26 protein-coding genes and 1 tRNA gene are annotated in these 21,727 nt (G+C 67.7%); 14 read left to right on the forward strand and 13 right to left on the reverse strand.

All coding sequences use genetic code 11. The features are described from left to right. Window positions 1-55: 55 nt before the first annotated feature. The 7 genes from EES48_RS06830 to EES48_RS06860 all read left to right on the forward strand — a co-directional run bounded on the left by EES48_RS06830 (window position 56) and on the right by EES48_RS06860 (window position 3,989). The gene (locus EES48_RS06830; RefSeq protein WP_122465605.1) at window positions 56-478 is read left to right on the forward strand and encodes a hypothetical protein; all 423 of its coding nucleotides are present in this window, start codon (window positions 56-58) and stop codon (window positions 476-478) included. Further along, the gene (locus tag EES48_RS06835) at window positions 475-669 is read left to right on the forward strand and encodes a hypothetical protein (RefSeq protein WP_122465606.1); all 195 of its coding nucleotides are present in this window, start codon (window positions 475-477) and stop codon (window positions 667-669) included. The genes EES48_RS06830 and EES48_RS06835 overlap by 4 nt, the downstream gene beginning before the upstream one ends. A 66-nt stretch (window positions 670-735) precedes the next feature. Further along, window positions 736-1,599 carry an AAA family ATPase gene (locus tag EES48_RS06840; RefSeq protein WP_122465607.1) on the forward strand — a complete coding sequence of 288 codons (864 nt, stop codon included), beginning with the start codon at window positions 736-738 and terminating at the stop codon, window positions 1,597-1,599. Between the two features lie 146 nt (window positions 1,600-1,745). Continuing rightward, window positions 1,746-1,949 (forward strand): hypothetical protein, encoded by a 204-nt coding sequence (locus EES48_RS06845; RefSeq protein ID WP_122465608.1) that lies wholly within the window; start codon window positions 1,746-1,748, stop codon window positions 1,947-1,949. 117 nt (window positions 1,950-2,066) lie between these two features. Beyond that, window positions 2,067-2,540: a transcription elongation factor GreA gene (gene greA, locus EES48_RS06850; RefSeq protein WP_122465609.1), complete on the forward strand. Its 474-nt coding sequence runs from the start codon at window positions 2,067-2,069 to the stop codon at window positions 2,538-2,540. Between the two features lie 4 nt (window positions 2,541-2,544). Continuing rightward, complete coding sequence (locus EES48_RS06855; RefSeq protein ID WP_162998060.1) at window positions 2,545-2,997, forward strand: VOC family protein; 453 nt, start codon at window positions 2,545-2,547, stop codon at window positions 2,995-2,997. After that, entirely contained in the window at window positions 2,994-3,989 is a 996-nt protein-coding gene (locus tag EES48_RS06860) for a mitochondrial fission ELM1 family protein (protein ID WP_122465610.1), read from the forward strand. The genes EES48_RS06855 and EES48_RS06860 overlap by 4 nt, the downstream gene beginning before the upstream one ends. 4 nt (window positions 3,990-3,993) lie before the next feature. On the opposite strand, the gene EES48_RS06865 is transcribed toward EES48_RS06860, so the two are convergent. Beyond that, window positions 3,994-4,287: a glycine zipper domain-containing protein gene (locus EES48_RS06865; protein WP_240623250.1), complete on the reverse strand. Its 294-nt coding sequence runs from the start codon at window positions 4,285-4,287 to the stop codon at window positions 3,994-3,996. A gap of 50 nt (window positions 4,288-4,337) precedes the next feature. Between EES48_RS06865 and trxB the strand changes: the two genes are divergently transcribed. Continuing rightward, window positions 4,338-5,354 carry a thioredoxin-disulfide reductase gene (trxB, locus tag EES48_RS06870; protein WP_122465611.1) on the forward strand — a complete coding sequence of 339 codons (1,017 nt, stop codon included), beginning with the start codon at window positions 4,338-4,340 and terminating at the stop codon, window positions 5,352-5,354. A gap of 7 nt (window positions 5,355-5,361) precedes the next feature. Here trxB and aat read toward each other — a convergent pair whose 3' ends face one another. The 7 genes from aat to folE form a co-directional block, all read right to left on the reverse strand. After that, complete coding sequence (gene aat / locus EES48_RS06875) at window positions 5,362-6,003, reverse strand: leucyl/phenylalanyl-tRNA--protein transferase (protein ID WP_122465612.1); 642 nt, start codon at window positions 6,001-6,003, stop codon at window positions 5,362-5,364. Continuing rightward, window positions 6,003-6,446 carry a ribonuclease HI gene (rnhA, locus tag EES48_RS06880; RefSeq protein ID WP_122465613.1) on the reverse strand — a complete coding sequence of 148 codons (444 nt, stop codon included), beginning with the start codon at window positions 6,444-6,446 and terminating at the stop codon, window positions 6,003-6,005. Before rnhA ends, aat begins: the two co-directional genes overlap by 1 nt. Before the next feature lie 132 nt (window positions 6,447-6,578). Next, a complete protein-coding gene (locus EES48_RS06885) occupies window positions 6,579-7,109 on the reverse strand; it encodes a porin family protein (RefSeq protein ID WP_122465614.1) in 531 nt (176 codons plus the stop codon). Window positions 7,110-7,323: 214 nt separating this feature from the next. Beyond that, entirely contained in the window at window positions 7,324-7,515 is a 192-nt protein-coding gene (locus EES48_RS06890; protein WP_122465615.1) for a hypothetical protein, read from the reverse strand. Window positions 7,516-7,520: 5 nt separating this feature from the next. Further along, window positions 7,521-9,431, reverse strand: coding sequence for a 1-deoxy-D-xylulose-5-phosphate synthase (gene dxs, locus EES48_RS06895; protein WP_122465616.1), 1,911 nt, complete (start codon window positions 9,429-9,431; stop codon window positions 7,521-7,523). A 138-nt stretch (window positions 9,432-9,569) separates the two neighbouring features. After that, window positions 9,570-10,010, reverse strand: a complete 441-nt coding sequence (locus EES48_RS06900) for a biopolymer transporter ExbD (protein WP_122465617.1) — start codon at window positions 10,008-10,010, stop codon at window positions 9,570-9,572. 111 nt (window positions 10,011-10,121) lie between these two features. After that, window positions 10,122-10,739, reverse strand: coding sequence for a GTP cyclohydrolase I FolE (gene folE / locus EES48_RS06905; RefSeq protein WP_122465618.1), 618 nt, complete (start codon window positions 10,737-10,739; stop codon window positions 10,122-10,124). A 109-nt stretch (window positions 10,740-10,848) separates the two neighbouring features. Between folE and cysS the strand changes: the two genes are divergently transcribed. After that, a complete protein-coding gene (cysS, locus tag EES48_RS06910; protein ID WP_122465619.1) occupies window positions 10,849-12,258 on the forward strand; it encodes a cysteine--tRNA ligase in 1,410 nt (469 codons plus the stop codon). A 9-nt stretch (window positions 12,259-12,267) separates the two neighbouring features. Here cysS and rlmJ read toward each other — a convergent pair whose 3' ends face one another. Further along, the gene (gene rlmJ / locus EES48_RS06915; RefSeq protein ID WP_122465620.1) at window positions 12,268-13,083 is read right to left on the reverse strand and encodes a 23S rRNA (adenine(2030)-N(6))-methyltransferase RlmJ; all 816 of its coding nucleotides are present in this window, start codon (window positions 13,081-13,083) and stop codon (window positions 12,268-12,270) included. 190 nt (window positions 13,084-13,273) lie between these two features. Between rlmJ and EES48_RS06920 the strand changes: the two genes are divergently transcribed. Both EES48_RS06920 and EES48_RS06925 read left to right on the forward strand, forming a co-directional pair. Beyond that, window positions 13,274-13,813 carry a thermonuclease family protein gene (locus EES48_RS06920; protein WP_205679379.1) on the forward strand — a complete coding sequence of 180 codons (540 nt, stop codon included), beginning with the start codon at window positions 13,274-13,276 and terminating at the stop codon, window positions 13,811-13,813. A 106-nt stretch (window positions 13,814-13,919) separates the two neighbouring features. Continuing rightward, window positions 13,920-14,939, forward strand: coding sequence for a DNA topoisomerase IB (locus tag EES48_RS06925; RefSeq protein WP_240623251.1), 1,020 nt, complete (start codon window positions 13,920-13,922; stop codon window positions 14,937-14,939). A gap of 151 nt (window positions 14,940-15,090) precedes the next feature. On the opposite strand, the gene tdh is transcribed toward EES48_RS06925, so the two are convergent. The 4 genes from tdh to EES48_RS06945 all read right to left on the reverse strand — a co-directional run bounded on the left by tdh (window position 15,091) and on the right by EES48_RS06945 (window position 19,841). Continuing rightward, window positions 15,091-16,149: an L-threonine 3-dehydrogenase gene (gene tdh / locus EES48_RS06930; protein ID WP_122465622.1), complete on the reverse strand. Its 1,059-nt coding sequence runs from the start codon at window positions 16,147-16,149 to the stop codon at window positions 15,091-15,093. Further along, the gene (locus tag EES48_RS06935) at window positions 16,146-17,339 is read right to left on the reverse strand and encodes a glycine C-acetyltransferase (protein WP_122465623.1); all 1,194 of its coding nucleotides are present in this window, start codon (window positions 17,337-17,339) and stop codon (window positions 16,146-16,148) included. Before EES48_RS06935 ends, tdh begins: the two co-directional genes overlap by 4 nt. A 322-nt stretch (window positions 17,340-17,661) precedes the next feature. Further along, complete coding sequence (locus EES48_RS06940; protein WP_162998061.1) at window positions 17,662-18,564, reverse strand: DUF4232 domain-containing protein; 903 nt, start codon at window positions 18,562-18,564, stop codon at window positions 17,662-17,664. A gap of 53 nt (window positions 18,565-18,617) precedes the next feature. Further along, window positions 18,618-19,841 (reverse strand): DUF418 domain-containing protein, encoded by a 1,224-nt coding sequence (locus EES48_RS06945; RefSeq protein WP_122465624.1) that lies wholly within the window; start codon window positions 19,839-19,841, stop codon window positions 18,618-18,620. 133 nt (window positions 19,842-19,974) lie between these two features. On the opposite strand from EES48_RS06945, the gene EES48_RS06950 reads away from it, so the two are divergent. The 3 genes from EES48_RS06950 to EES48_RS06960 all read left to right on the forward strand — a co-directional run bounded on the left by EES48_RS06950 (window position 19,975) and on the right by EES48_RS06960 (window position 21,704). After that, the gene (locus EES48_RS06950; RefSeq protein WP_122465625.1) at window positions 19,975-21,108 is read left to right on the forward strand and encodes an iron-containing alcohol dehydrogenase; all 1,134 of its coding nucleotides are present in this window, start codon (window positions 19,975-19,977) and stop codon (window positions 21,106-21,108) included. Between the two features lie 10 nt (window positions 21,109-21,118). Further along, complete coding sequence (locus tag EES48_RS06955) at window positions 21,119-21,550, forward strand: acyl-CoA thioesterase (RefSeq protein ID WP_122465626.1); 432 nt, start codon at window positions 21,119-21,121, stop codon at window positions 21,548-21,550. Window positions 21,551-21,629: 79 nt separating this feature from the next. Then, window positions 21,630-21,704, forward strand: a tRNA-Val gene (locus EES48_RS06960). Window positions 21,705-21,727: the final 23 nt, after the last annotated feature.

Here is a 21,727-nt window from a genome sequence, read left to right on the forward strand (position 1 = left end):
AGGAACAGGCGAGACGCGGGCGGCGTTGTCTGAGGGCAACGACAGGAGAGCCCCGGTGCCCGAGATCGAATTCAACGACGATCAGGAACAGTCGGAAACCTTCGACGAGACCCATCTGGACGACGACGGCGACGGCGACGTCACGCTGGAGGAGGTGGACGTCATGGACGTCACCCAGGCCCAGGGCGACGCCGACGACGAAGACCAGGAGGAGATGGACCTGGACGATGTTCTGGGGGCCGACGGGGTAGATCCCGCAGCCGACGACCTGAACGGCCTGGACTCGCCTCGCCTGGCAAAGATCGACGGCGAGAGCGATGACGCGCGGGGATCCGATGAGGTTGAGTTGGTCTACACCGGCCTGATGCGCAACGTGAAAGGGGCCCAGGCCTCCGCCGCGCACTGGGAGGCCAAGCGCCTGTCGGACGACGATATCGAGGGCCTGGGATATGGTCCGGACGAGGAGACTGAAAAATGAGCGCACAACGCGAAGACGACGACATCGACGCCCCCTACGCCCGCAAGATCCAGCCCGAGGGCGGCAAGCCCGACCAGCTCAAGGGCAAGACCCATGGCGCCGACGACGACCATCAGGAAGATCTGATCGACGAGTCGGTCGACGAGACCTTCCCGGCCAGCGATCCGCCGGCGGCCAAGAAGATCACCTGAGCGCGGTTCACGCCGCGGGAGGGTTGCGATAGGGCTTCGTTTCGATCCGAAACGGAGCCCTTTTTCATGGCTGATGACCGCGCCCGCTTTTCCGGCACAGAGGCCTATATCGTCGACGATGATTTGAGGATCGCGGTCGAGGCCGCAGTGGCGCTGGAGCGGCCGCTGCTGATTAAGGGTGAGCCGGGCACGGGCAAGACGGTACTGGCCTACGAGCTGGCCAAGGCGCTGGGCGCGCCCCTGATCACGTGGCACATCAAGTCGACCACCAAGGCGGTGCATGGCCTGTACGAATACGACGCCGTCTCGCGGTTGCGTGACAGCCAACTGGGCGAGGCGCGGGTCCACGACGTCCGCAATTACCTCAAGCCCGGCAAGCTGTGGGAAGCGTTTACGGCGGCCGAGCGGCCCGTGCTGCTGATCGACGAGATCGACAAGGCCGACATCGAGTTCCCCAACGACCTGCTGCAGGAACTCGACCGGATGGAGTTCTTCGTCCACGAAACCGGCGAGACCATCGCCGCCGAGCGCCGCCCGGTCGTCGTCATCACCTCGAACAATGAGAAGGAACTGCCGGACGCCTTCCTGCGTCGGTGCTTCTTCCACTACATCCGGTTTCCCGAACCCGAGACGATGAAGGCCATCGTCGAGGCGCACTTCCCGGGCATCCAGGGTCGGCTGGTCTCCACCGCGCTCAAGCGTTTCTACGAGGTGCGCGAGACACCGGGCCTGAAGAAGAAGCCCTCAACCTCCGAGCTACTCGACTGGCTGAAGCTGCTGCTGATCGAGGACATTGATCCATCGGTTCTGGCCGAGGCCCAACCCGGAAAGCTGATTCCCCCCCTGCACGGCGCCCTGCTGAAGAACGAGCAGGATGTGATGCTGTTCGAACGGCTGGCCCTTCTGGCGAGGCGAGAGGGGGGCAGGTGATCGTGAGCCGTGATTGGTGAGTCGTGAGTGGTGCGGCGTGCTGCGGCGGGGGCGTCGCCACTCACGAATCACGACTCACCACTCACAGGTCCCGCGTCCTCAATCCGACACAGCAACCCAAGGCGTCCCAGACCGTTGAGGTCGCCATGCGCATGACCCTTCTGCAAGTCATCGGCCTGCTGGCCATCGCCCTGGTGGCCTGCTTCGTCTTCCTCGCCGCGGGCGCAGCGGTGGCGGGCGTGGTGGGCGTGGGGTTGATCGTGGCGGCTGTGGCGTGGCTGGGTCTGACCTGGATCAAGCGACGCACAGGCCGGTCCACGCCAACGCCGCCACGTGACCGCATGGCTTGAGTTTTCGGCTGACATGGCCTAGTCTCTCTGCCCCGGTCGAAACCGCCCTCGACCGGTTTTTGTTTGCGTGAGTTCCCCCTCTCTCTCAGTCTGCGGGCGAAAAGAAACCAATCCCACATGGATAAAGTGCCGATGACGGCCGAGGGCTATCGCGCCCTCGACGACCAGTTGAAGCAGTTGAAGTCGGTGGAGCGTCCCGCCGTGATCACCGCCATTTCCGAGGCGCGTGAGCACGGAGACCTGTCCGAAAACGCCGAGTATCACGCCGCCAAGGAGCGTCAGGGCTGGATCGAGGGCCAGATCGCCGAGATCGAGGACAAGATCAGCCGCGCCCAGGTCATCGACGTGTCCAAGTTGAACGGCGACCAGGTGAAATTCGGCGCCACGGTCACCGTGGTCGACGAGGACACCGAGGAAGAGAGCCGCTATCAGATCGTCGGCGAGCACGAGGCCGACGTGAAGGCCGGCCGAATCTCCATCGCCTCTCCGATCGCGCGGTCGCTGATCTCCAAGGAGGTCGGCGACGTGGTCGAGGTCAACACGCCCGGCGGCGTGAAGGCCTATGAGATCATGAAGGTCGAGTGGATCTGATCCGATGACTCAGCCCCCGGACACACGCCAGGCCTTGGTCTCGCATGTGTCCGTGGGCGTCGCGGACCTGACCCGCGCCGGTGTCTTCTACGACGCGGTGATGACTGCGCTCGGCGCGCGCCGGGTGATGGAGCATCGCGCCGGCATTGCCTGGGGCCGCGACTTTCCCGAATTCTGGGCCACCCTGCCTCACGACATGCGCGACCCGCGGCCCGGCAATGGCGCCCATGTCTGTTTTCGCGCCACCTCGCCCGAGCGGGTCGCCGCCTTTCACGCGGCGGGCCTGGCCGGCGGAGGCATGGACGACGGCGCGCCGGGACGACGACCGCAGTATGCGCCCGGCTATTACGCCGCCTTTCTGAGGGACCCTGACGGCAACAAGATCGAGGCGATGTGCTGGATCGAGGCGGACAGCGCGGTGACAAGCGCGCCGACAGGCCCGCGCACCGGCTCGTGAGCGAGCGTTCGGGCAATCAACCGCTGACCATCTGGGCCGTGTCCGATGGCCGCGCCGGCATCGAGAACCAGGCTCTGGGGCTCGCCGAGGCGGTGGCGCGGCTGACGCCGGCGGAAATTACCGTGAAGCGGCTCAAGTATCGGTCGGCGTTCGCGCGCCTGCCCAACGGTCTCAGGATCGCGCCGCGCGCGCTGTTGGCCGCGAAGTCCGACCAGATCGCGCCACCGTGGCCCGACCTGTGGATCGCCACGGGCCGAGCCAGCCTGCCGTTCTCTCGCCGGGTAAGGCGCTGGAGCGGCGGCCAGACATTCGTGGTGCAGACTCAGGATCCTCGTGGGGGGCTGGACGACTTCGACCTGATGGTGGCGCCGGAGCATGACGGGGTTGCCGGGCCTAATGTGCTGTCCATCGTCGGATCGCCGCACCGAATCACGCCGGAGCGGCTGGCCCACGCCTGGCCAGCCTTCGCGGAGCGGATCGATCCCCTTCCCCGGCCGCGCGTCGCCGTGCTGATCGGCGGAAAGTCCAAGGCCTTCGACCTGCCGGAAGCCCATGCAGCGACGCTGGCCGACCGGATCGTCCAGGCGGTGACGGCGGCGGGCGGCTCGGCGCTGGTCACCTTCTCGCGACGAACGCCCGAGGCGGCGCGAAGGGTAATGACCGCGCGTCTGTCGGCCCTGCCCGGTTGGGTGTGGGACGGCGAGGGGCCGAACCCGCTGTTCGCCTTCCTGCATGCCGCCGACCACATTCTGGTCACCGAGGACAGCGCCAACATGGCCACAGAGGCGGCTTCGACCGGCAAGCCGGTACAGGTCCTCGATCTGCCGGGCGGCGGTCGAAAGTTCGATCGCCTGCATGCAAGGCTAAGGGAGTTGGGCGTCGCGCGACGTTTTGATGGCGATCTCGAGAGCTGGCGCTATAGGCCCCTGGCAGAGACGGATCGCGCGGCGCGCGAGGTTCTGCGCCGAATGGTGGGAGGCTCCGAGGGCTGAGGGCTCAGTCCCCGCCGCCGCCGCCGTCGCCGCCGCCGTCGCCCCCGCCGTCTGAGCCCGCGTCGTCGGGATCGCGATGTGTCGTTGTCGCGGCTCCGGCGTCGCCGCCGCGCGAGCGACGCTTGGCGCGTTGGGCCGCCGCGGTTCCGGCGGCGATGCCGAGCACCAGTCCCAGGGCGACGCCGATGGCGAGACTGTCCATGGCCACGCCGAACGCCGCGCCGAGCGCCAAGCCCAAGGCGATGCACACGCCCATGGCCGACTGGCCGGTGTCCCCGCCGTTTTTATCCTCAGCCACGCCGGCCTCCTGTCTCGCAACAGCCCGGAATCGAGCCTAGATAACGGCCCATGTCCACCGCCCAATCCCCCCGATCAGTTCGCGTCGCCATCATCGGTTCCGGCCCGGCCGGCTGGACCGCCGCCATCTATGCCGCCCGCGCCCTGTTAAACCCCGTCGTGATCGCCGGCATCCAGCCCGGCGGCCAGCTGACCATCACCACCGACGTGGAGAATTACCCGGGCTTTGCCGAGGTCATCCAGGGCCCCTGGCTGATGGATCAGATGCGGTCCCAGGCCGAGCATGTCGGGACCGAGGTGATCGAGGACATTGTGGTCAAGGCCGATCTGTCGGCCCGGCCGTTCCGCCTGACCCTCGATTCGGGCGCGGAGATCGTGGCCGAGACGGTGATCATCTCGACCGGCGCCCAGGCCAAGTGGCTGGGCCTGGAGTCGGAGCAGAAGTACCGGGGCTTCGGCGTCTCGGCCTGCGCCACCTGCGACGGCTTCTTCTATCGCGGCAAGGAAGTCATCGTCGTGGGCGGCGGCAACACCGCCGTCGAAGAGGCGCTGTTCCTGACCAATTTCGCCTCGAAGGTCACGGTGGTGCACCGGCGCGACGAGTTCCGGGCCGAGAAGATCCTGTCCGAGCGGCTGATGGCCAATCCCAAGGTCGAGGTGATCTGGAATTCGGCGATCGAGGAGGTGCTGGGTCAGGTCGACGGGGTATCGTCCAACGTCACCGGCGTGCGCCTGCTGAACGTCAAGACGGGCGAGACGCGCGAACTGGCCGCCGACGGCGTGTTCATCGCCATCGGCCACGCCCCGTCGTCGGAGCTGTTCGCCGGCCAGCTGGAGACCAAGACGGGCGGCTATCTGGTGGTCAAGCCGGGCACGACGGCGACCGCGATCGAGGGCGTCTATGCCGCCGGCGACGTGACCGACGACGTCTATCGCCAGGCCGTCACCGCCGCGGGCATGGGCTGCATGGCCGCGCTGGAAGCCGCCCGTTTCCTGGCGGAGGTCGATCATGCCAGGGCCGGCGATCCGATCACCCACAAGGAAGCCGAGAAGATCGGCACGTGGTGACCGCCGGCTAGCGGACGCTGTCCACCGCCTCGGCGCCGGACAGAGTGGTTCGAAACACGGTTTCATCCCCTTCCGCCTCGAGCGCGACCTTGAGACGCGCGAGGTAGTCGGCCTGGCTGATCTCCACCGCGCCCAGGCTGGCCAGGTGATCCGTCTGGAACTGGGCGTCGAGCAGGCGCCAGCCGCCACGTCTCAGGCGGGCCACGAGGTGCACCAGGGTGATCTTGGAGGCGTCTCGGGCGCGGCTGAACATGCTCTCGCCGAAGAAGGCCCCGCCCAGGCTCACGCCGTAGAGGCCGCCAACGAGGCGCTCGTGGTCCCAGCACTCGACCGAATGGGCGTGGCCCAGCCGGAACAGGTCACCGTACAGCCGGCGGATCGGGGTGTTGATCCAGGTGTCGGCGCGGTCGCCCGCCCCCGCTTCGGCGCAGGCCGCGACCACGGCGTCAAAGGCGGTGTCGCAGCGGATATCCAGCCGGTCCTGCCGGATGGTGCGGACCAATCGTGACGAGACCCTCAGCCCGTCCAGCGGAATGATCCCCCGCATTTCCGGCTCGACCAGATAGACGCGGGGATCGTCCCTGCCCTCTCCCATCGGAAAGACGCCCGAGGCGTAGCAGGCCAGGAGATCGTCTGGGCCAAACGCCATCAGCCGCCGCGGACCAAATCGACGCCCCTGTTGGCCAGGGCGTCGGCGCGCTCATTCAGCTCATGGCCCGCGTGGCCCTTGACCCATCGCCAGCGCACGTCGTGGCGGGCCCGGGCCTCATCCAGCCGTTTCCACAGGTCGGCGTTCTTGACCGGCTTCTTGTCGGCGGTCAGCCAGCCGCGCGACTTCCAGCCGCGCATCCATTCGGTGATGCCCTGCATGACGTATTTGCTATCGGTGTGGAGCTCGACCTTGCAGGGGCGGTTCAGCGCCTCCAGCGCCATGATGGCGGCCATCAACTCCATGCGGTTGTTGGTGGTCAAAGGCTCGCCGCCGAACAGCTCCTTCTCATGGCCCTGGCCGGTCTGGAGGATCGCGCCCCAGCCCCCGGGGCCTGGGTTGCCCTTGCAGGCGCCGTCGCTGTGGATGATTACGTGGGACACGGGCAGGCGTTCTCATCCGGGCGGAGGCGGGCGATGTCCGGTCCTAAACGAGCAACCGCCGCCGATCCATGACCAGCGGCGGCGTTTCGTGACCTCTCAAGGCGGGCGCGCCGCCGAGGGGCGGTTCGCAGCTTAGAAGCGGCGCACGTAGTTCAGGCTGTAGACGTCGATTTCACCGCCGTCGTCGCGGAAGTCGCGACGGGTCCAGTCACCGCGCACGCCGTTCTGGCCGTCGAAGAAATAGTTGGCGCCGGCGCCGTAGTTCACGCTTTCGCCATCGGTCGACGCCTCGAAGCCGGCCAGTTCGGCCTTCACTTCGGTGGTGCCGTAACCCAGACGGGCGAAGACGTCGAAGTTCGGGTTGATCGGCAGGGTGCCGACCACGTAGCCGGCGAGGTCGTATTCGTGCTCGATCGAGCCGGTCTCGGTCCCAAAGGTGAAGTCGTCGTCCTTGACGCCGAACGAGGCCTCGCCCTCGACGCCGACGTAGGGATTGAACTTGGCGCCCAGGCGGCCGGTCACGGCGCCGAGGTCACCGTCCGACCCGTCCAGCTGCGAATAGCCGAGCGTGCCATAGTATTCCGGCGTCGAAACGGTCTGGGCGACGGCGGGGGCGGCCAGCATAGCGGCGGCGGCGGCGGTCGAGATCAAGAGAGCTTTCATAATTCGTAATACTCCGTGAGAGACGTAGACTTGTGTCTTCCGGCTTACCGCCGGTCGGAGTGCAAATGGGAGGCGCCGCAACCCGTTCCAGAGGCGGACGGAAGCTTCAAGATCTGTGTGGGCGGCGAGACACAGACGTCGTTACGCTAATAACGGCTTGATTGTGTCGGAACGATTACTTGCCGGTCAGCTTGCCGGGCGCGCCGCTGCGCCGTCAGGAGCAGGTGCGCGTCGAGGTCGAGCCTTGATCGGTCTGGACGGTCACGGTCACGCAGTCGTCGGCGCTCAAACGATGGACGGCGTAAAGGGCTCCCGCGCCCACCAGAGCGGCGCTGAACAGGGCGGCGGCGCCCAGGGTCAGGACGCGACGGGGATGGCGTGGCGGCGGCTCCGCGGGATTGGTCACCGGCGTCAGGCCCTGACGCGCGAGACACCGGCCTCGACGCCCAGGGCGGCCATGGCGCGCGCCGCGATATGCTCGGCGTTCAGCCCGGCGGTGTCGTACATGGCGACGGGGCTGTCCTGGTCCTGGAAGACGTCGGGCAGGTGCATGGTCCGGACCTTCAGGCCCGCGTCGAGCGCGCCCTTCTCGGCCAGCAGCTGAAGCACGAAGGCGCCGAAGCCGCCCATGGCCCCCTCCTCAACGGTCACCAGCGCCTCGTGCTCGCGCGCCAGGCGCAGAATCATGTCGGCGTCCAGCGGCTTGGCGAAGCGGGCGTCGGCCACCGTCGCCGAAATGCCGCGCGCGGCCAGCAGGTCGGCGGCCTTGAGGCTCTCCTCCAGCCGGGTGCCGAGGCTGAGCAAAGCCACCGCCGTGCCTTCGCGCACGATGCGGCCTCGGCCGATCTCCAGCGGCCGGGCCAGTTCCGGGATTTCCACGCCGACGCCGTCGCCGCGCGGATACCTGAACGCGGAAGGTCGGTCGTCGATCTCGCAGGCGGTGGCGACCATGGCGGCCAGCTCGGCCTCGTCGGCCGCGGCCATCAGGATCATGCCCGGCAGCGCGCCCATGTAGCCGATGTCGAACGACCCGGCATGGGTGGCCCCGTCCGAACCCACCAGCCCGGCCCGGTCCATGGCGAAGCGCACCGGCAGCTTCTGGATGGCCACGTCGTGGACCACCTGGTCGTAGCCGCGCTGCAGGAAGGTCGAATAGATCGCCGCGAACGGCTTCATGCCGTCGGCGGCCAGGCCGGCGGCGAAGGTCACGGCGTGCTGCTCGGCGATGCCGACGTCATAGGTGCGCTCTGGGAAGGCCTGGCCGAACAGGTCGATGCCGGTGCCGGACGGCATGGCGGCGGTGATGGCGACGATCGAAGGATCGCGCTCGGCCCGCTTGATCAACTCGGTGCCGAACACCTTGGTGTAGCTGGGAGCATTGGACTTGGCCTTGGACTGCTTGCCCGAGACCACGTCGAACTTGACCACCGCATGCAGCTTGTCGGCGCTGGATTCCGCCGGAGCGTAACCCTTGCCCTTTTGGGTCACCACGTGGACCAGCACCGGCCGGTCGTCGATGGCGCGAACGTTCTTCAGCACCTTGACCAGATTATCCAGGTCGTGACCGTCGATCGGGCCGACGTAGTAGAAGCCCAGCTCCTCGAAGAAGGTGCCGCCGGTGACCATGCCCCGGGCGTATTCCTCGGCCTTGCGCGCCGCGTCGCGGAACGGGCGCGGCATGTGGTCGGCGACCTTCTTTCCGAAGCGGCGAAGGTTCTGATAGGTCCCGCCCGACACCTGCTTGGCCAGATAGGCGCTCATGCCGCCGACCGGCGGCGCGATGGACATGTCGTTGTCGTTGAGAATGACGGTCAGCTGGCCGGTCGTCTCGGCCGCGTTGTTCATCGCTTCATAGGCCATGCCGGCGGACATGGAGCCGTCGCCGATGACGGCCACGACCTTGTTGGACTGGCCCTTGTGGTCGCGAGCGGCGGCGAAGCCGAGCGCGGCCGAGATCGAGGTCGAGGCGTGGGCCGCGCCGAAGGGGTCGTACTCGCTCTCCGAGCGCTTGGTGAAACCGCTGAGCCCCCCGCCCTGACGCAGGGTGCGGATGCGGTCGCGACGGCCGGTGACGATCTTGTGCGGATAGCACTGATGGCCGACGTCCCAGATCAGGATGTCGTCCGGCGTGTCATAGACGTGATGCAGCGCCACGGTCAGTTCGACCACGCCCAGTCCGGCGCCCAGATGACCGCCGGTCGTCGAGACGGCGTCGATGGTCTCAGCGCGGACCTCGTCGGCCAGCTGGCGCAACTGGCCTGCGTCAAAGGACCGAAAATCGGCGGGAAGGCGGACGGTGTCGAGGAGCGGCGTCTGGGTCACATCCGGTTTCTAGACGGCAAAGACCCCACTGGCGAGGGCGGAATGTCGCGGCCGCTACCCTTCGTCGCAGTCTGGGGCCACAACGAAAAAGGCCGCCCCGAGCGGAGCGGCCTTTGATCGTTGGGCGGTCGATGACGCCTATTCGATGTCTTCGTTCAGCAGGCCGACCTTGTACCAGCCGGCGCCCTGGAGGGTGTTCATGACCTCCATGAAGCTCTCATACGGCACGTCGGGCTGGGCGCGGACGAAGACGCGCTCCTGAGACGGAGCCGAGCCGCCGACCGCGGCGGTCAGGTCGCCGATGAGGGTTTCGATGGAGCTCTGCTGATCGACCACGAACAGCGAACCCGTATCCTGGATGGTGATGAAGACCGGATCCTTCTCCGGCGTGCCCGGCGGGGGCGGAACCGCCGGCGGCAGGTCAAGTCGAATCGAGGCCGTGGCCAGAGGCGCCGCCACCATGAAGATGATCAGCAGCACCAGCATCACGTCCACGAAGGGCGTGACGTTGATGTCGGAGTTCTGCTCGGTCGTGCTGACCTTGCCCCGCGCGGGGCCTCCAGCGAGCTTGCCGGCCATTCACTACTCTCCGTTCAGGCCACGCCGGTGGGCGGGCGACGCTTAGGAATTCGGCAATGTCTTTGGCGGGCCGGGCGACGCTTGTAAAGCGCGTGGGCGCCGCAAATCGCCTCAGCCGCGTCCGGCCAGCTTCAAAAACCGCTCCATCAGGGCAGGATCGGCCTTGAAGGCCCCGGTGAAGCGCGTGGTGATGGTCGAAACGTGCCGATGATGCACGCCGCGCGTGGTCATGCACTGGTGCTCTGCGTCGATCAGCACGGCCACGCCGGCAGGCGTCAGGTGCGATTCGAGCGCCGCCGCGATCTCCTGGGTCAGGGTCTCCTGGGTCTGCAGACGCTTGGAAAAGATCTCCACCACCCGCGCGATCTTGGAGATGCCCACGACCTTGTCGGTCGGCAGATAGGCGACATAGGCCTTGCCCAGGAAGGGGGCCATGTGGTGCTCGCAGTGGCTCTCGACCTCGATGTCGCGCAGCATGACCATGTCGTCATAGCCCTGGACGTCCTCGAAGGTGCGGCTCAGCTCCTTGGCGACGTCGGCGTCGTACCCCTGGAACCAGTCGCCATAGGCATCGACCACACGACGCGGCGTGTCGATCAGGCCCTCGCGGTCCGGATTGTCGCCGGTCCAGGCGATCAGGGTGCGCACGGCCTCCATCGCCTGGTCGCGGCTGGGGCGCGCCCGACCATTCGCGGGAACGAGCACGGGTTTGGCGGGGGCGGCGGTCATTCGGTCGTCCGGGATCAGCGAAAGGGCGGCTTTAACAGTCAGGCGTGACTGTCTATCAGCTTGTGGCCCATATGGGACCACGCCTCCCTCACGCAAGAAACGCCCGACCGTGACCCTCAGACTTTACGACACCCTGTCGCGCGAGAAGCGCGTGTTCGAACCGCGCGATCCGGAGCGGGTGACCCTCTATGTCTGCGGGCCCACGGTCTATGACTATGCCCACATCGGCAATGCGCGACCGCCGGTGGTGTTCGACGTGCTGAACCGGCTGCTGCGCCGCCAGTATGGCGACGAGGCGGTGATCTTCGCTCGCAACGTCACCGACGTGGACGACAAGATCAATCAGAAGGCGGCCAGGGAAGGCGTGCCGATCGGCGATGTGACAGCTCGCTACGAGGCGGCCTATCTGGAGGACATGGCGCGGCTGAGCGTGCGCGCGCCCGACATCGCCCCCCACGTCACCGACCACATGGACGCCATCGTGCGCCAGATCGGCGCGATCATGGAGGCGGGCGCCGCCTATGCGGCCGAAGGCCATGTGCTGTTCGACGTGTCGGCGTATGCGAACTATGGCCGGCTGTCGGGCCGCAGCCTGGACGACATGATCGCCGGCGCCCGGGTCGAGGTCGCGCCCTATAAAAGGAACGCCCACGACTTCGTACTGTGGAAGCCGTCCAAAGAGGGAGAGCCGTCCTGGCCTTCGCCCTGGGGCGACGGTCGTCCGGGCTGGCACATCGAATGCTCGGCCATGATCGAGGAAACCCTGGGTCTGCCCATCGACATCCACGGCGGCGGCATCGACCTGGTCTTTCCGCACCACGAGAACGAGATCGCTCAGGGCGTCTGCGCACACGGCCACGCCAACGACGCCGAGGCGCATCAGCAGTACGCCCGCTACTGGATGCATAACGGCTTCCTGACCGTGGACGCCGAGAAGATGTCCAAGTCGATCGGCAACGTCCTGCTGCTGCACGATCTGGTCCAGGCCATGCCGGGCGAGGTGGTCCGCTGGGCCCTGCTGAGCGCCCACTATCGCCAACCTCTGGACTGGAACCAGGCATTGCTGGATCAGAGCCGGAAGAATCTGGACCGGCTTTATCAGGCGCTGCGCCGGGCGTCGGCGGTTGAGACCGGGCCGCTGGAGCCGCCTGCGGCTGTGATGGACGCGCTGTCGGACGATCTGAACACCCCCGCCGCCGTCGCGGCCCTGTTCGCCCTGTCGGCCGAAATCGAGCGGGCGATGACGGCGGGAGACAACGCAGCGGTCGCCCTCGCCAAGGGCCAGCTGATCGCCTCGGCCGACCTTCTCGGTGTCCTCCAGGCCGATCCGGACGCCTGGTTCGAAGGCGGCGCGGACGATGTACTCAAGGCGGAGGTCGAGGATCTGCTGGCTCGCCGTCAAACCGCGCGCCAGGCCAAGGATTGGCCTGAGGCCGACCGCATCCGGGATCGCCTGACCGAGCTGAACGTCGTGGTCATGGACGGCCCGACGGGCGCGACCTGGCGGCTGAAGGAGTAGGCCGCGGCGTCAGAACCGCCACACCTCTCCGCGTCCGCCCGGTTCGCCCAGGGTTGTGGCCACCCATTCCACGATCGACCGCGCCGAGGTTTCAGCGCCATAGGGCGCGCCGATCAGGGCGACGGCGCAGCCGTTCATCTTCATGGGGTTGGTCAGGGGGCGCAGGCGGCATTCTGCCATAAGGCCCGTGAGACGCGCCGCCTCCAGACCGCGCACAAAGGCGTCCAGGGTCTCGGCGTCCTTGATCGGCAGCCAGATGGCGATCACGGCGTCCGGGCGACGAGAGCGGGTCGCCCGCGCCGCCTCCACCGCGCGACGGTAGTCGTCGGGCCGCTCGAACGGCGGGTCGATCAAGACCAAGACGCTGCCGTCCGTCGGCAGCACGCCCGGCGGCGCCTCGTAGCCATCCGCCTCTGACGCCGCGGCTGCGGGCCAGAGCGCGAGGGTGGCGGTCAGGGCCTCTGCCTCCTCAGGGCGAAGTTCAAAGCCGCGATAGGCGTCGCCCGGGCGTAGCCGTTCAGCGACGAGCACGGGCGAACCCGGATACCAGCGCACGGTGTCGCCGGCGTTGCGGGTACGGACCGCGTCGGCGAGCCGGGCCAGTTCGGGCGGCAAGGCGTCCGCCGACATCAATCGCGCGATCCCCGCTTCGGCCTCGCGCGAGCGCGCCCCGTCGCCCGACAGGTCGTAGAGGCCGCGTCCGGCATGGGTGTCGATCACCGTCAGGGGCCGATCCTGCTGGAGCCGCGCCATCGAATCCAGCAGCAGGGCGTGTTTGACCAGGTCGGCGAAGTTCCCGGCGTGGAAGCTGTGGCGATAATTCATGCGCCTGCCGTCGCGTGACGTGCGGTCTCAGTCAAGGCGGACGGCCGTCTCCCCGGCGAAGGCCGGGGCCCAGGGCCGCGCGCGCCGGCCGGTCATTGAGATCTCACGCAAGCCCTCCTGGGCCCAGGCCTTCGCCGGGCAAACGGACACTGTCGACCGATCTGAAACCATTTCTCGCGAGCCTGCCGCGATGGGTCGTCTCCTCCGCTTCCGCAAGCCGTCCGCCACGGCTGATCTGCTGATCGCCCTGATCGTCGGCGTCGCGGTGTTCATCGCCGTGCTGTGGATGAAGCCGGCGGAGACCAGCCAGGCCGCTCCGGTCGCGGGGCTGGTCGGGATCGCGCGGGTGATCGACGGTGACACCCTTGAGGTCGCAACCGGGCAGGGCGTGGTGCGGGTCCGGCTGGACGGCATGGACGCTTTCGAGGGCCGCCAGACCTGCGGCGGCTCACCGTGCGGCCGAGAGGCCTCCCGCGCCCTGATGGCGCTGGCCGACAACCGCCGGGTCGAGTGCGATGATCGGGGACAGGATCGTTACGACCGCGTCCTGGCCCACTGCCGGATCGACGGCCGCGATCTGGGTGGCTGGATGGTCGAGAACGGGCACGCCGTCGCCTACCGCCGCTACAGCCAGCGCTATGTCCCGCACGAGGCCCGCGCGCGACAGGCCGGCGTGGGCGCCTGGGCGCAGGGCTTTGACGCGCCCGAAGACTGGCGTCGCGCGCGCTGACGGAACTTCCCTCGGTTCAGACGGTTAGCCGCTCGCCCCTTCATCGCGAGCCCCCAATGGCCCAGGTCGTCGCCGCCCTCCGCTCCGCCTCCCGAGTTCCGGTCTGATGGCGCGTGACATGGGCCCCGTGGCGGACGACAAGCCCCAAGTCCCCGAGGGCCTGACCTACTGTTCGGATGAGCAGCGCGGCTTCGGCCGCAAGATGACCTCGGCCGGGTTCCGCTACCTCGACCGCGACGGCAAGGTCATCAAGGACAAGAAGATCACCGCCCGAATCGACGCCCTGGCCATTCCGCCGGCCTGGACCGATGTGTGGATCTGCCCCCGCGCCACCGGCCACATCCAGGCCACCGGCCGGGACGTGAAGGGGCGCAAGCAGTACCGCTATCACGCCGACTGGAGCCGCCACGCCTCGGAATCGAAGTTCGACCGGCTGGCCGATTTCGCCCGCGCCCTGCCGAAACTCCGCACGCAGGTCGAAACCGATCTGAACAAGCGCGGCGTGACGCGTGAGAAGGTCACGGCCACGGCGGTGCGGCTGCTGGAGATCACCCTGATCCGGGTCGGCAACGCCGAATACGCCAAACAGAACCGCAGCTATGGCCTCACCACTCTCCACAAGCGCCACATCGAGGTCGAGGGGACGGGCCTGACTTTCGAGTTTCGGGGCAAGAGCGGCAAGGACCACTCGGTCAGCGTCCGCGACCGGCGGCTGTCCACGGTGATCAAGAGCCTGCGCGACCTGCCGGGCCAGCAGATCTTCAAATACCGCACCGCCGACGGCGACCTGTGTCCGCTGACCTCGGACGACGTGAACGCCTATATCCGCGCCGTGCTGGGCGAGCAGTATTCCGCCAAGGACTTCCGCACCTGGGCCGGCACCGTGTCGGCGGCGCGGGCGCTGCGCGACATGGAGGCGGCGACCTCGAAGACCGACGCCAAGAAGAAGATCACCGTCTGCGTGAAGGCGGTGGCGGGGCTGCTGGGCAACACCCCCGCCGTCTGCCGGTCGTCCTACGTCCACCCCAGGGTGTTCGAGCTCTATGAGAGCGGCGAGATCGCCAAGGCCCTGCCCGGCTCCGAAACCAAGGGGTTCGAGGCGGCGCTGATCAAGGCGCTGGCGTAAATCTCCTCCCCGTTCCGCAGGAATGGGGAGGTGGCAGGGCGCAGCCGTGACGGAGGGGCGCGACGGCGAAGCCGGCGCTCGTGGTCAGCAGCCCCTCCACCGCTACGCGGTCCCCCTCCCCATCGCTGCGCGACAGGGAGGAGAGGGTCAGTTACGCCGCCCGCTGGATATCCCAGTCCAGCACCACCTTGCCCGACTGACCCGACTTCATGGCCTCGAAGCCCTGGCGGTACTGGTCGTAGGGCAGTTCGTGGGTGATCAGGGGCGTGAGGTCGAGGCCGGCCTTGAGCAGGCCCAACATCTTCCTCCAGGTGGTGAACATCTCGCGCCCATAGACGCCCTTGATGGTCAGGGCCTTCAGGATGATCGCGCCCCAGTCGGTTTCCATCGGTTTGGACGGAATGCCCAAGAGCGCCAGACCGCCGCCCATGATCAGGGTGTCGACACATTGTTTGAAGGCGATCGGGCTGCCCGACATCTCCAGCGCCACGTCGAAACCGACCTTCATGCCCAACTCGTGGATGACGTCGTGCAGGTCTTCCTTGGTGGTGTTCACCGTGCGCACGCCCGGCGCGACCTTCTGGGCCAGCTCCAGGCGATAGTCGTTGATGTCGGTCAGGACCACGGTCCGCGCCCCGGCCTGACGCGCCACAGCGGCGGCCATCATGCCGATGGGGCCCGCGCCGGTGACCAGCACATCCTCACCCAGCAGATCGAACTGCTGGGCCGTGTGCACCGCATTGCCGAACGGATCGAGGATCGAGCCGATCTGATAGGGCACGTCCTCGGGCAGCTCGATAACGTTGAAGGCCGGGGCCACGACATATTCCGCGAACCCGCCCTGGCGGTTGACGCCGATGCCCATGGTCGCCGGATCGAGGTGGAAGTGCCCGGCGCGGGCGGCCTCGGAGTTCAGGTCGATGACATGGCCCTCGACCGAGACGCGCTGGCCGACCTTCAGCCGGCGATCCACGTCCTTGCCGATCTCGACGATGTCGCCGGCGAACTCGTGGCCGGTGATCATGGGCACGGGCACGTTCTTCTGGGACCACTCGTCCCAGTTCCAGATGTGGATGTCGGTGCCGCAGACCGAGGCGCGCTTGACCTTGATCAGCACATCGTCCGGACCCGGCGTCGGCACCGGCGCCTCGATCAGGTCCAGCCCCTCTTCGGGCCGCATCTTGGCCAGGGCCTTCATGGTTTGGGTCATCTGATCACTCCAAGTTCCTTGCCCGCCGTGGTGAACGCGTCCACCACGCGGTCGATCTGGTCGAAGGTATGCGCCGCCGACATCTGGGTGCGGATCCGGGCCTGGCCGCGGGGGACGACGGGGAAGCTGAACCCGATCACATAGACGCCGAGCTCCAGCGCGCGGGCGGCGAAATCCTGGGCCAGCTTGGCGTCGTGCAGCATGACCGGGATGATCGGGTGTTCGCCGGGCAGCAGTTCGAAGCCCGCCTGGGTCATCGCCGCGCGATAGCGGCCGGCGTTGGCGAAGAGCTGTTTGCGCAGGGCGTCGCCCTCCCCGCCCCCGGCGATGCGGATGGCTTCCATGGAAGAGCCGCAGACGGCCGGCGCCAGGGCATTGGAGAACAGATAGGGCCGCGCCCGTTGCTTCAGCAGGGCCACGACCTCCTCGGTCGCGCAGATGAAGCCGCCCATCGCCCCGCCCAGGGCCTTGCCATAGGTGCCGGTCAGGAAGTCGATCTCGACCCCGTGGTGCGCATACGACCCCCGTCCCTGCGGCCCCAGAAAGCCCGTGGCATGGCAGTCGTCGACCATGATCAGGGCGTCGTATGTGTCGGCTAGCGCCCGGATGTCTTTCAGCTTGGCGATATAGCCGTCCATCGAGAAGACGCCGTCGGTGGCGATGACGATGGTGCGCGCGCCGTCGGCCCGGGCGGCCTTCAGCTGGCTTTCCAGCTCATCCATGTCGGAGTTGGCGAAGCGATAGCGCTTGGCCTTGCACAGCCGCACGCCGTCGATGATCGAGGCATGATTCAGGCTGTCCGAGACGATGGCGTCCTCAGCGCCCAGCAGCGGCTCGAACAGCCCGCCGTTGGCGTCGAAGGCGGCGGCGAACAGGATGCAGTCCTCGAAGCCCAGGTATTGGGCCGTCGCCGCCTCCAGTTCCTTGTGGATCTCCAGGGTGCCGCAGATAAAGCGCACTGAGGCCGTGCCCGCGCCCCACCGCTCCTGCGCCGCCAGTCCCGCCTGCACCACCCGGTCGTCGCCGGCCAGGCCCAAGTAGTTGTTGGCGCAGAAGTTCAGCACCCGCTTGCCGGCGACCTCGATCTCCGGCCCCTGGCGCGAGGCGATCACCCGCTCCGGCTTGGTCAGGCCCTGGCTGTCGATCTCGGCGAGTTCGGCGCGGATGCGGTCGTGGAAGGCTTGGGTCATGGCGGGGGGAATAGGCGGTTTTCAGCGAGGGGTGAAGCGGCGGCGGTCCAAGAAAAAATGAGTCCAGGAGTCCAACTCGCCCGGGCGGGTGCTGGCCTTTCGTCATAGATTTCCGTGCATTGGGAGGCCAAGCTGGTGTCGGCGGGGTTGGACTCCGCGTGCTTTCGGAGTCCAACCGGATCACCGCGGGGTCCGGCGGGAGGCTGAGTTTGCGATCGTCCATTCCGACATCATGACGCATTCCTGTCGGGAGGCGGCGATACGGGCGCTGCCTTTGCTGAGTGGTCCGCCCGGCTTGGGAGATGGCGAACCAAATGCGGGATTAGGCGGCCGTTTCCGACGAGGCAGGGTCCGGCGACGCCTCCGGCTCGGCCACCGCACGGAACGGCGACACGCGGATGCGTCGACCGCAGGGCGTCAGCGGGCTGGCCAGGGTCAGAGCGGCGTCGGCGCCCGCAAGGCGGACCTCGATCCGCGCCGCCTCGGGGCATTCGGTCTCGCCAAGATACTCGGCGGGAATGGCGGTGGAGGCGATGTCGAAGAAAGCCTCCGACCCCTCGCCGGACGGCGCCAGCGTGACCACCGCCGGCTGGTCCTCGGCGCGGAAATAGTTGGAGGGGGTATTCTCGGACCGAACGGTGGTGATGACCTCGCCCTCGGCGTCGAGCAGCCGCACGCCAGGATAGCCGATGACCGCGCAGGCGGCGGGTCCGGCGTTGCGCAGACCAAGCACCAGCACCCGGTTGCCGGCGCCCGCGTCGCCGCCGGCGCGGGTCAGGCGCAGGTTGGAGGCCGCGCAGGCGGGCGCCGATCCCGCCGGCAGGGTGATCGGGGCGGGCGCCGCGACCGCGTCGGCCGGTCGCGAGCAGCGGGCGATCGGGTCGTCGGACGGTTCGGGCCCGGTGCTGCGGCCGAGCATGCCCGTCTCCTGGCCGTCGCGGCTGGCCGTCCACCACTCAAGGCCGCCCCCGACATAGCGCGCGCCCGAAGCGGACGGCGCGATGGTCAGGGTCGCGTCGCGCCCTTCCCAGGTCACCACGGCGGTGTTGGCATCGGGATAGCGGGCGATCACCGTCTGCCCGCCTTCGCAGCTATAGCTCACGGGCGCGCCGCCGGTAGGCGTCGGCCCGGGCGTCGGCTCCGGAGGCGGCGGCGCGGGGGCAGGCGCCTCGCGCTCACAGCCCGCCAGGGCCAGGATCATCAGTCCCGCCAGAACACGACGCATTGCATCCTCACCGAACACTGCTGCGCTAACGCCGCGCACCGGCCCCGGTTGCCTCAGCGTCGCAGGGGCTGGAGTTTGCGATAGGCGAGGCTGCGCCACAGCCATTCAGCCGGTCCGAAGCGGAAATGCTTGAGCCACAGGGCGCTGAACACGCACAGCCCCGCGAACACCGCGATCCCGAACAGGTTCATCCCGATCGGCGTCCTCAGCGGGGACCCCGTCATTAGTCCCAAGCCCCATCCGTACCAGACGAAACTGCCGATCGCACTGGCGCTCAGATAGCCGGTCAGGGCCATTCGTCCCATCGGCGCGAACAGAGTCGTCAGCCACCGCCCACCGCGCGTGATCCACAGCGAGAGCGCGGCGATATAGCCTAAGGCCGCGAGCGGCAGCCCGACATAAGCTGCTGTCACCAGTCCGCCGACAGCGCCTTCGGTGGGCACGCCCATCATCCGCGACATGTAAACGCCGCCCAGGAGAAGGCCGCCCGGCAAAGCGACCCAAGCGATCCGCCGAAGCAGGGGCCGGTGGGCCTCAACATCACGTAGAACGCCTCTTCGCGCTGTCCAGAAGCCGATCAGAAACAGGCCGAAAACACTCAGATCATAGACGGCGACATAGCCTGTATCGATTTGGACATGGCTGAGATAGTAGGCGACGTTGGCACGCACGAAGGCGACGTAATCGCCCCCGGCATAGACAGGCGCCGTGCTCTCAATTTGGGCGAAAACCTGTTCGGCAGTCAGGCCGGCGAGATTGGGCACGGGCGCGCCCATCACGGCCTCGACCGCGCCGACGACCAAGGGCGGCAGGATCACGAGTGTAAGACCAAGGCGCAGCAGCAGGGCGTCCGATGCGTTCCGGAACAGCAGCAGCGCCATGCCCAGCAAGGCGTAAAGGATTAGGATGTCGCCCCAGAACAAAAACGCCATGTGCAGCACGCCGATAGCCAGCAGCAGGGTCATGCGCCACAGGTGAAACCGTGCGAACTCCGGCCCCGACCGCCCGCGCATCAGCATCATCCCGAAGCCCACGCCGAACAGGAAGGCGAAGGCCGAGCGCGCCTTGCCCATCAGGAAGAAAAGATCGATCGCCCCCACACCCATATCGAACGGCGTGGCGGCGGCGAGGACCTGATCGGCCTTGAACAACATCACCATGCCCATCAGGTTCATGACCACGACCCCGAACAGCGCGAGCGCCCTCAGGGTATCGATCAGCGCCAACCGCTCGGTCGCCGGGCCCGCCAAAGCCTGCCGCTGGTGCTTATCCGCCATGTCGTGATCCCCAACGCTCGGCGACTGTCGCGCCGCCGCGCCAATTCGGCAAGACCGCCGTTATCGGGCGCATTCATCGCCGCGTCGCCACAGTGATCTTGCCCCCCGCCGTCCGGCCCGGCCTTATAGCGCGATGAGCGGCTTCGATTTCGCCACAGCGCCCCGGATCGTCAGCGAGGACGGGGCGGCCCTGCGCCTTGCGCCCTTGCTGGCCGGGCTGGGCGTGCGGCGGCCGCTGATCGTCACCGACGCAGGTCTGGTCGCTGCCGGTCTGGTGGCGCCGGTGGTCGAGGCCCTGGTGGCCGGGGGCCTGACAGCCGTGATCCACGACGGCGTGCGGGCCGATCCGCCCGAGGCCGATTTGCGCGCTGCCGTCGAGGTCGCGCGCGGGGCCGGCGCCGACGGCGTCATTGGGCTGGGGGGCGGTTCGTCGCTGGACGTGGCCAAGCTGGCTGCGCTGTTGCTGGGGCGGGATCAGCCGCTGTCCGCCATCTATGGCGTCGGCCTCGCCCAAGGGCCCCGCGTCCCGCTGATTCAGATCCCGACCACCGCCGGCACGGGATCGGAGGTGACGCCGGTGGCCATCCTGACCACCCCCGATCATCAGAAGGCGGGCGTGTCCTCGCCCCTATTGCTGCCCGATGTCGCGGTGCTGGACGCGACCCTGACGCTGGGCCTGCCGTCGGCGATCACGGCCATGACCGGGGTCGACGCCATGATCCACGCCATCGAGGCCTTCACGTCGCGAAGGTTGAAAAACCCGGTTTCGGACAGCCTGGCGATCGCGGCGCTGAAGCTGCTGGACCGCGCCATCCGGCCGGTGATCCAGGACGGCAGGGATCTTGAGGCGCGGCGCGCCATGTTGCAGGGGTCGATGCTGGCCGGCATGGCCTTCGCCAACGCGCCGGTGGCCGCCGTCCACGCCCTGGCCTATCCGATCGGCGGGCTGTTCCATCAGCCTCACGGCCTGACCACCAGTCTGATGCTGACGCCAGTGATGGGGTTCAACGCTCCGGCCTGCGGTGACCAGTACGCCGAACTGTCGGCGACGCTGGGCGGCGCCGCGACAGCCTCGGCCTTTATCGACAGGATGGCGGCGATCATTGCCGACATGCCGATGGCTCAGCGTCTGTCGGACGTCGGGGTGGCCGGAACAGACCTCGACCGGATGGCCGCCGACGCGCTGAAGGTCCAACGCCTGCTGATCAACAATCCCCGCGAGGTGACCGTGGACGACGCCAGAACCCTTTACGCCCAGGCCCTGTGAGACAGACGACGTGACGGACACCCTGCCCCACCGCGAAGACTTCGCCGTGATCCGCCCCATTCCAACCCGGCTGGAGGATCTCGACGTCTACGGCCACGTCAACAACGTCGTCTATTATAGCCTGTTCGACACGGCGGTGAACGCCCAGCTGATCGAGGCCGGTGTGCTGGACATGGCGACGAGTCCGGTGATCGGCCTGGTGGTCGAGACGGGGTGCCGCTTCCTGGCGTCCCTGTCATTTCCGGAGACGGTCGAGGCGGGGCTCCGGGTGACGACGCTGGGAACCTCCAGCGTCCGCTACGAGATCGGCCTGTTCCAGGTTGGCCGCGTCGATCCCGCCGCCTTGGGACACTTCGTCCATGTCTATGTGGACCGCGAGACGCGGCGGCCGACGCCGATCCCGGAGGCCACGCGTCTGGTGCTGCAGGCCCTGACCGTCTGAGCCGCTTGCGCGGTCGGACGGCTCAGGCTATGTCCGCGCCTCCCAACGGCCCGCCCCTTTCCGGCGACCGTTTGCGGATGGATGCGTAGCTCAGCGGGAGAGCACCTCGTTCACACCGAGGGGGTCACAGGTTCAATCCCTGTCGCATCCACCATTTAATTCAAAAGAATCAGCTAC

The sequence above is a fragment of the Brevundimonas lutea genome, from assembly GCF_003704105.1.
In the GTDB taxonomy this organism is placed as follows: Bacteria; Pseudomonadota; Alphaproteobacteria; order Caulobacterales; family Caulobacteraceae; genus Brevundimonas; species Brevundimonas lutea.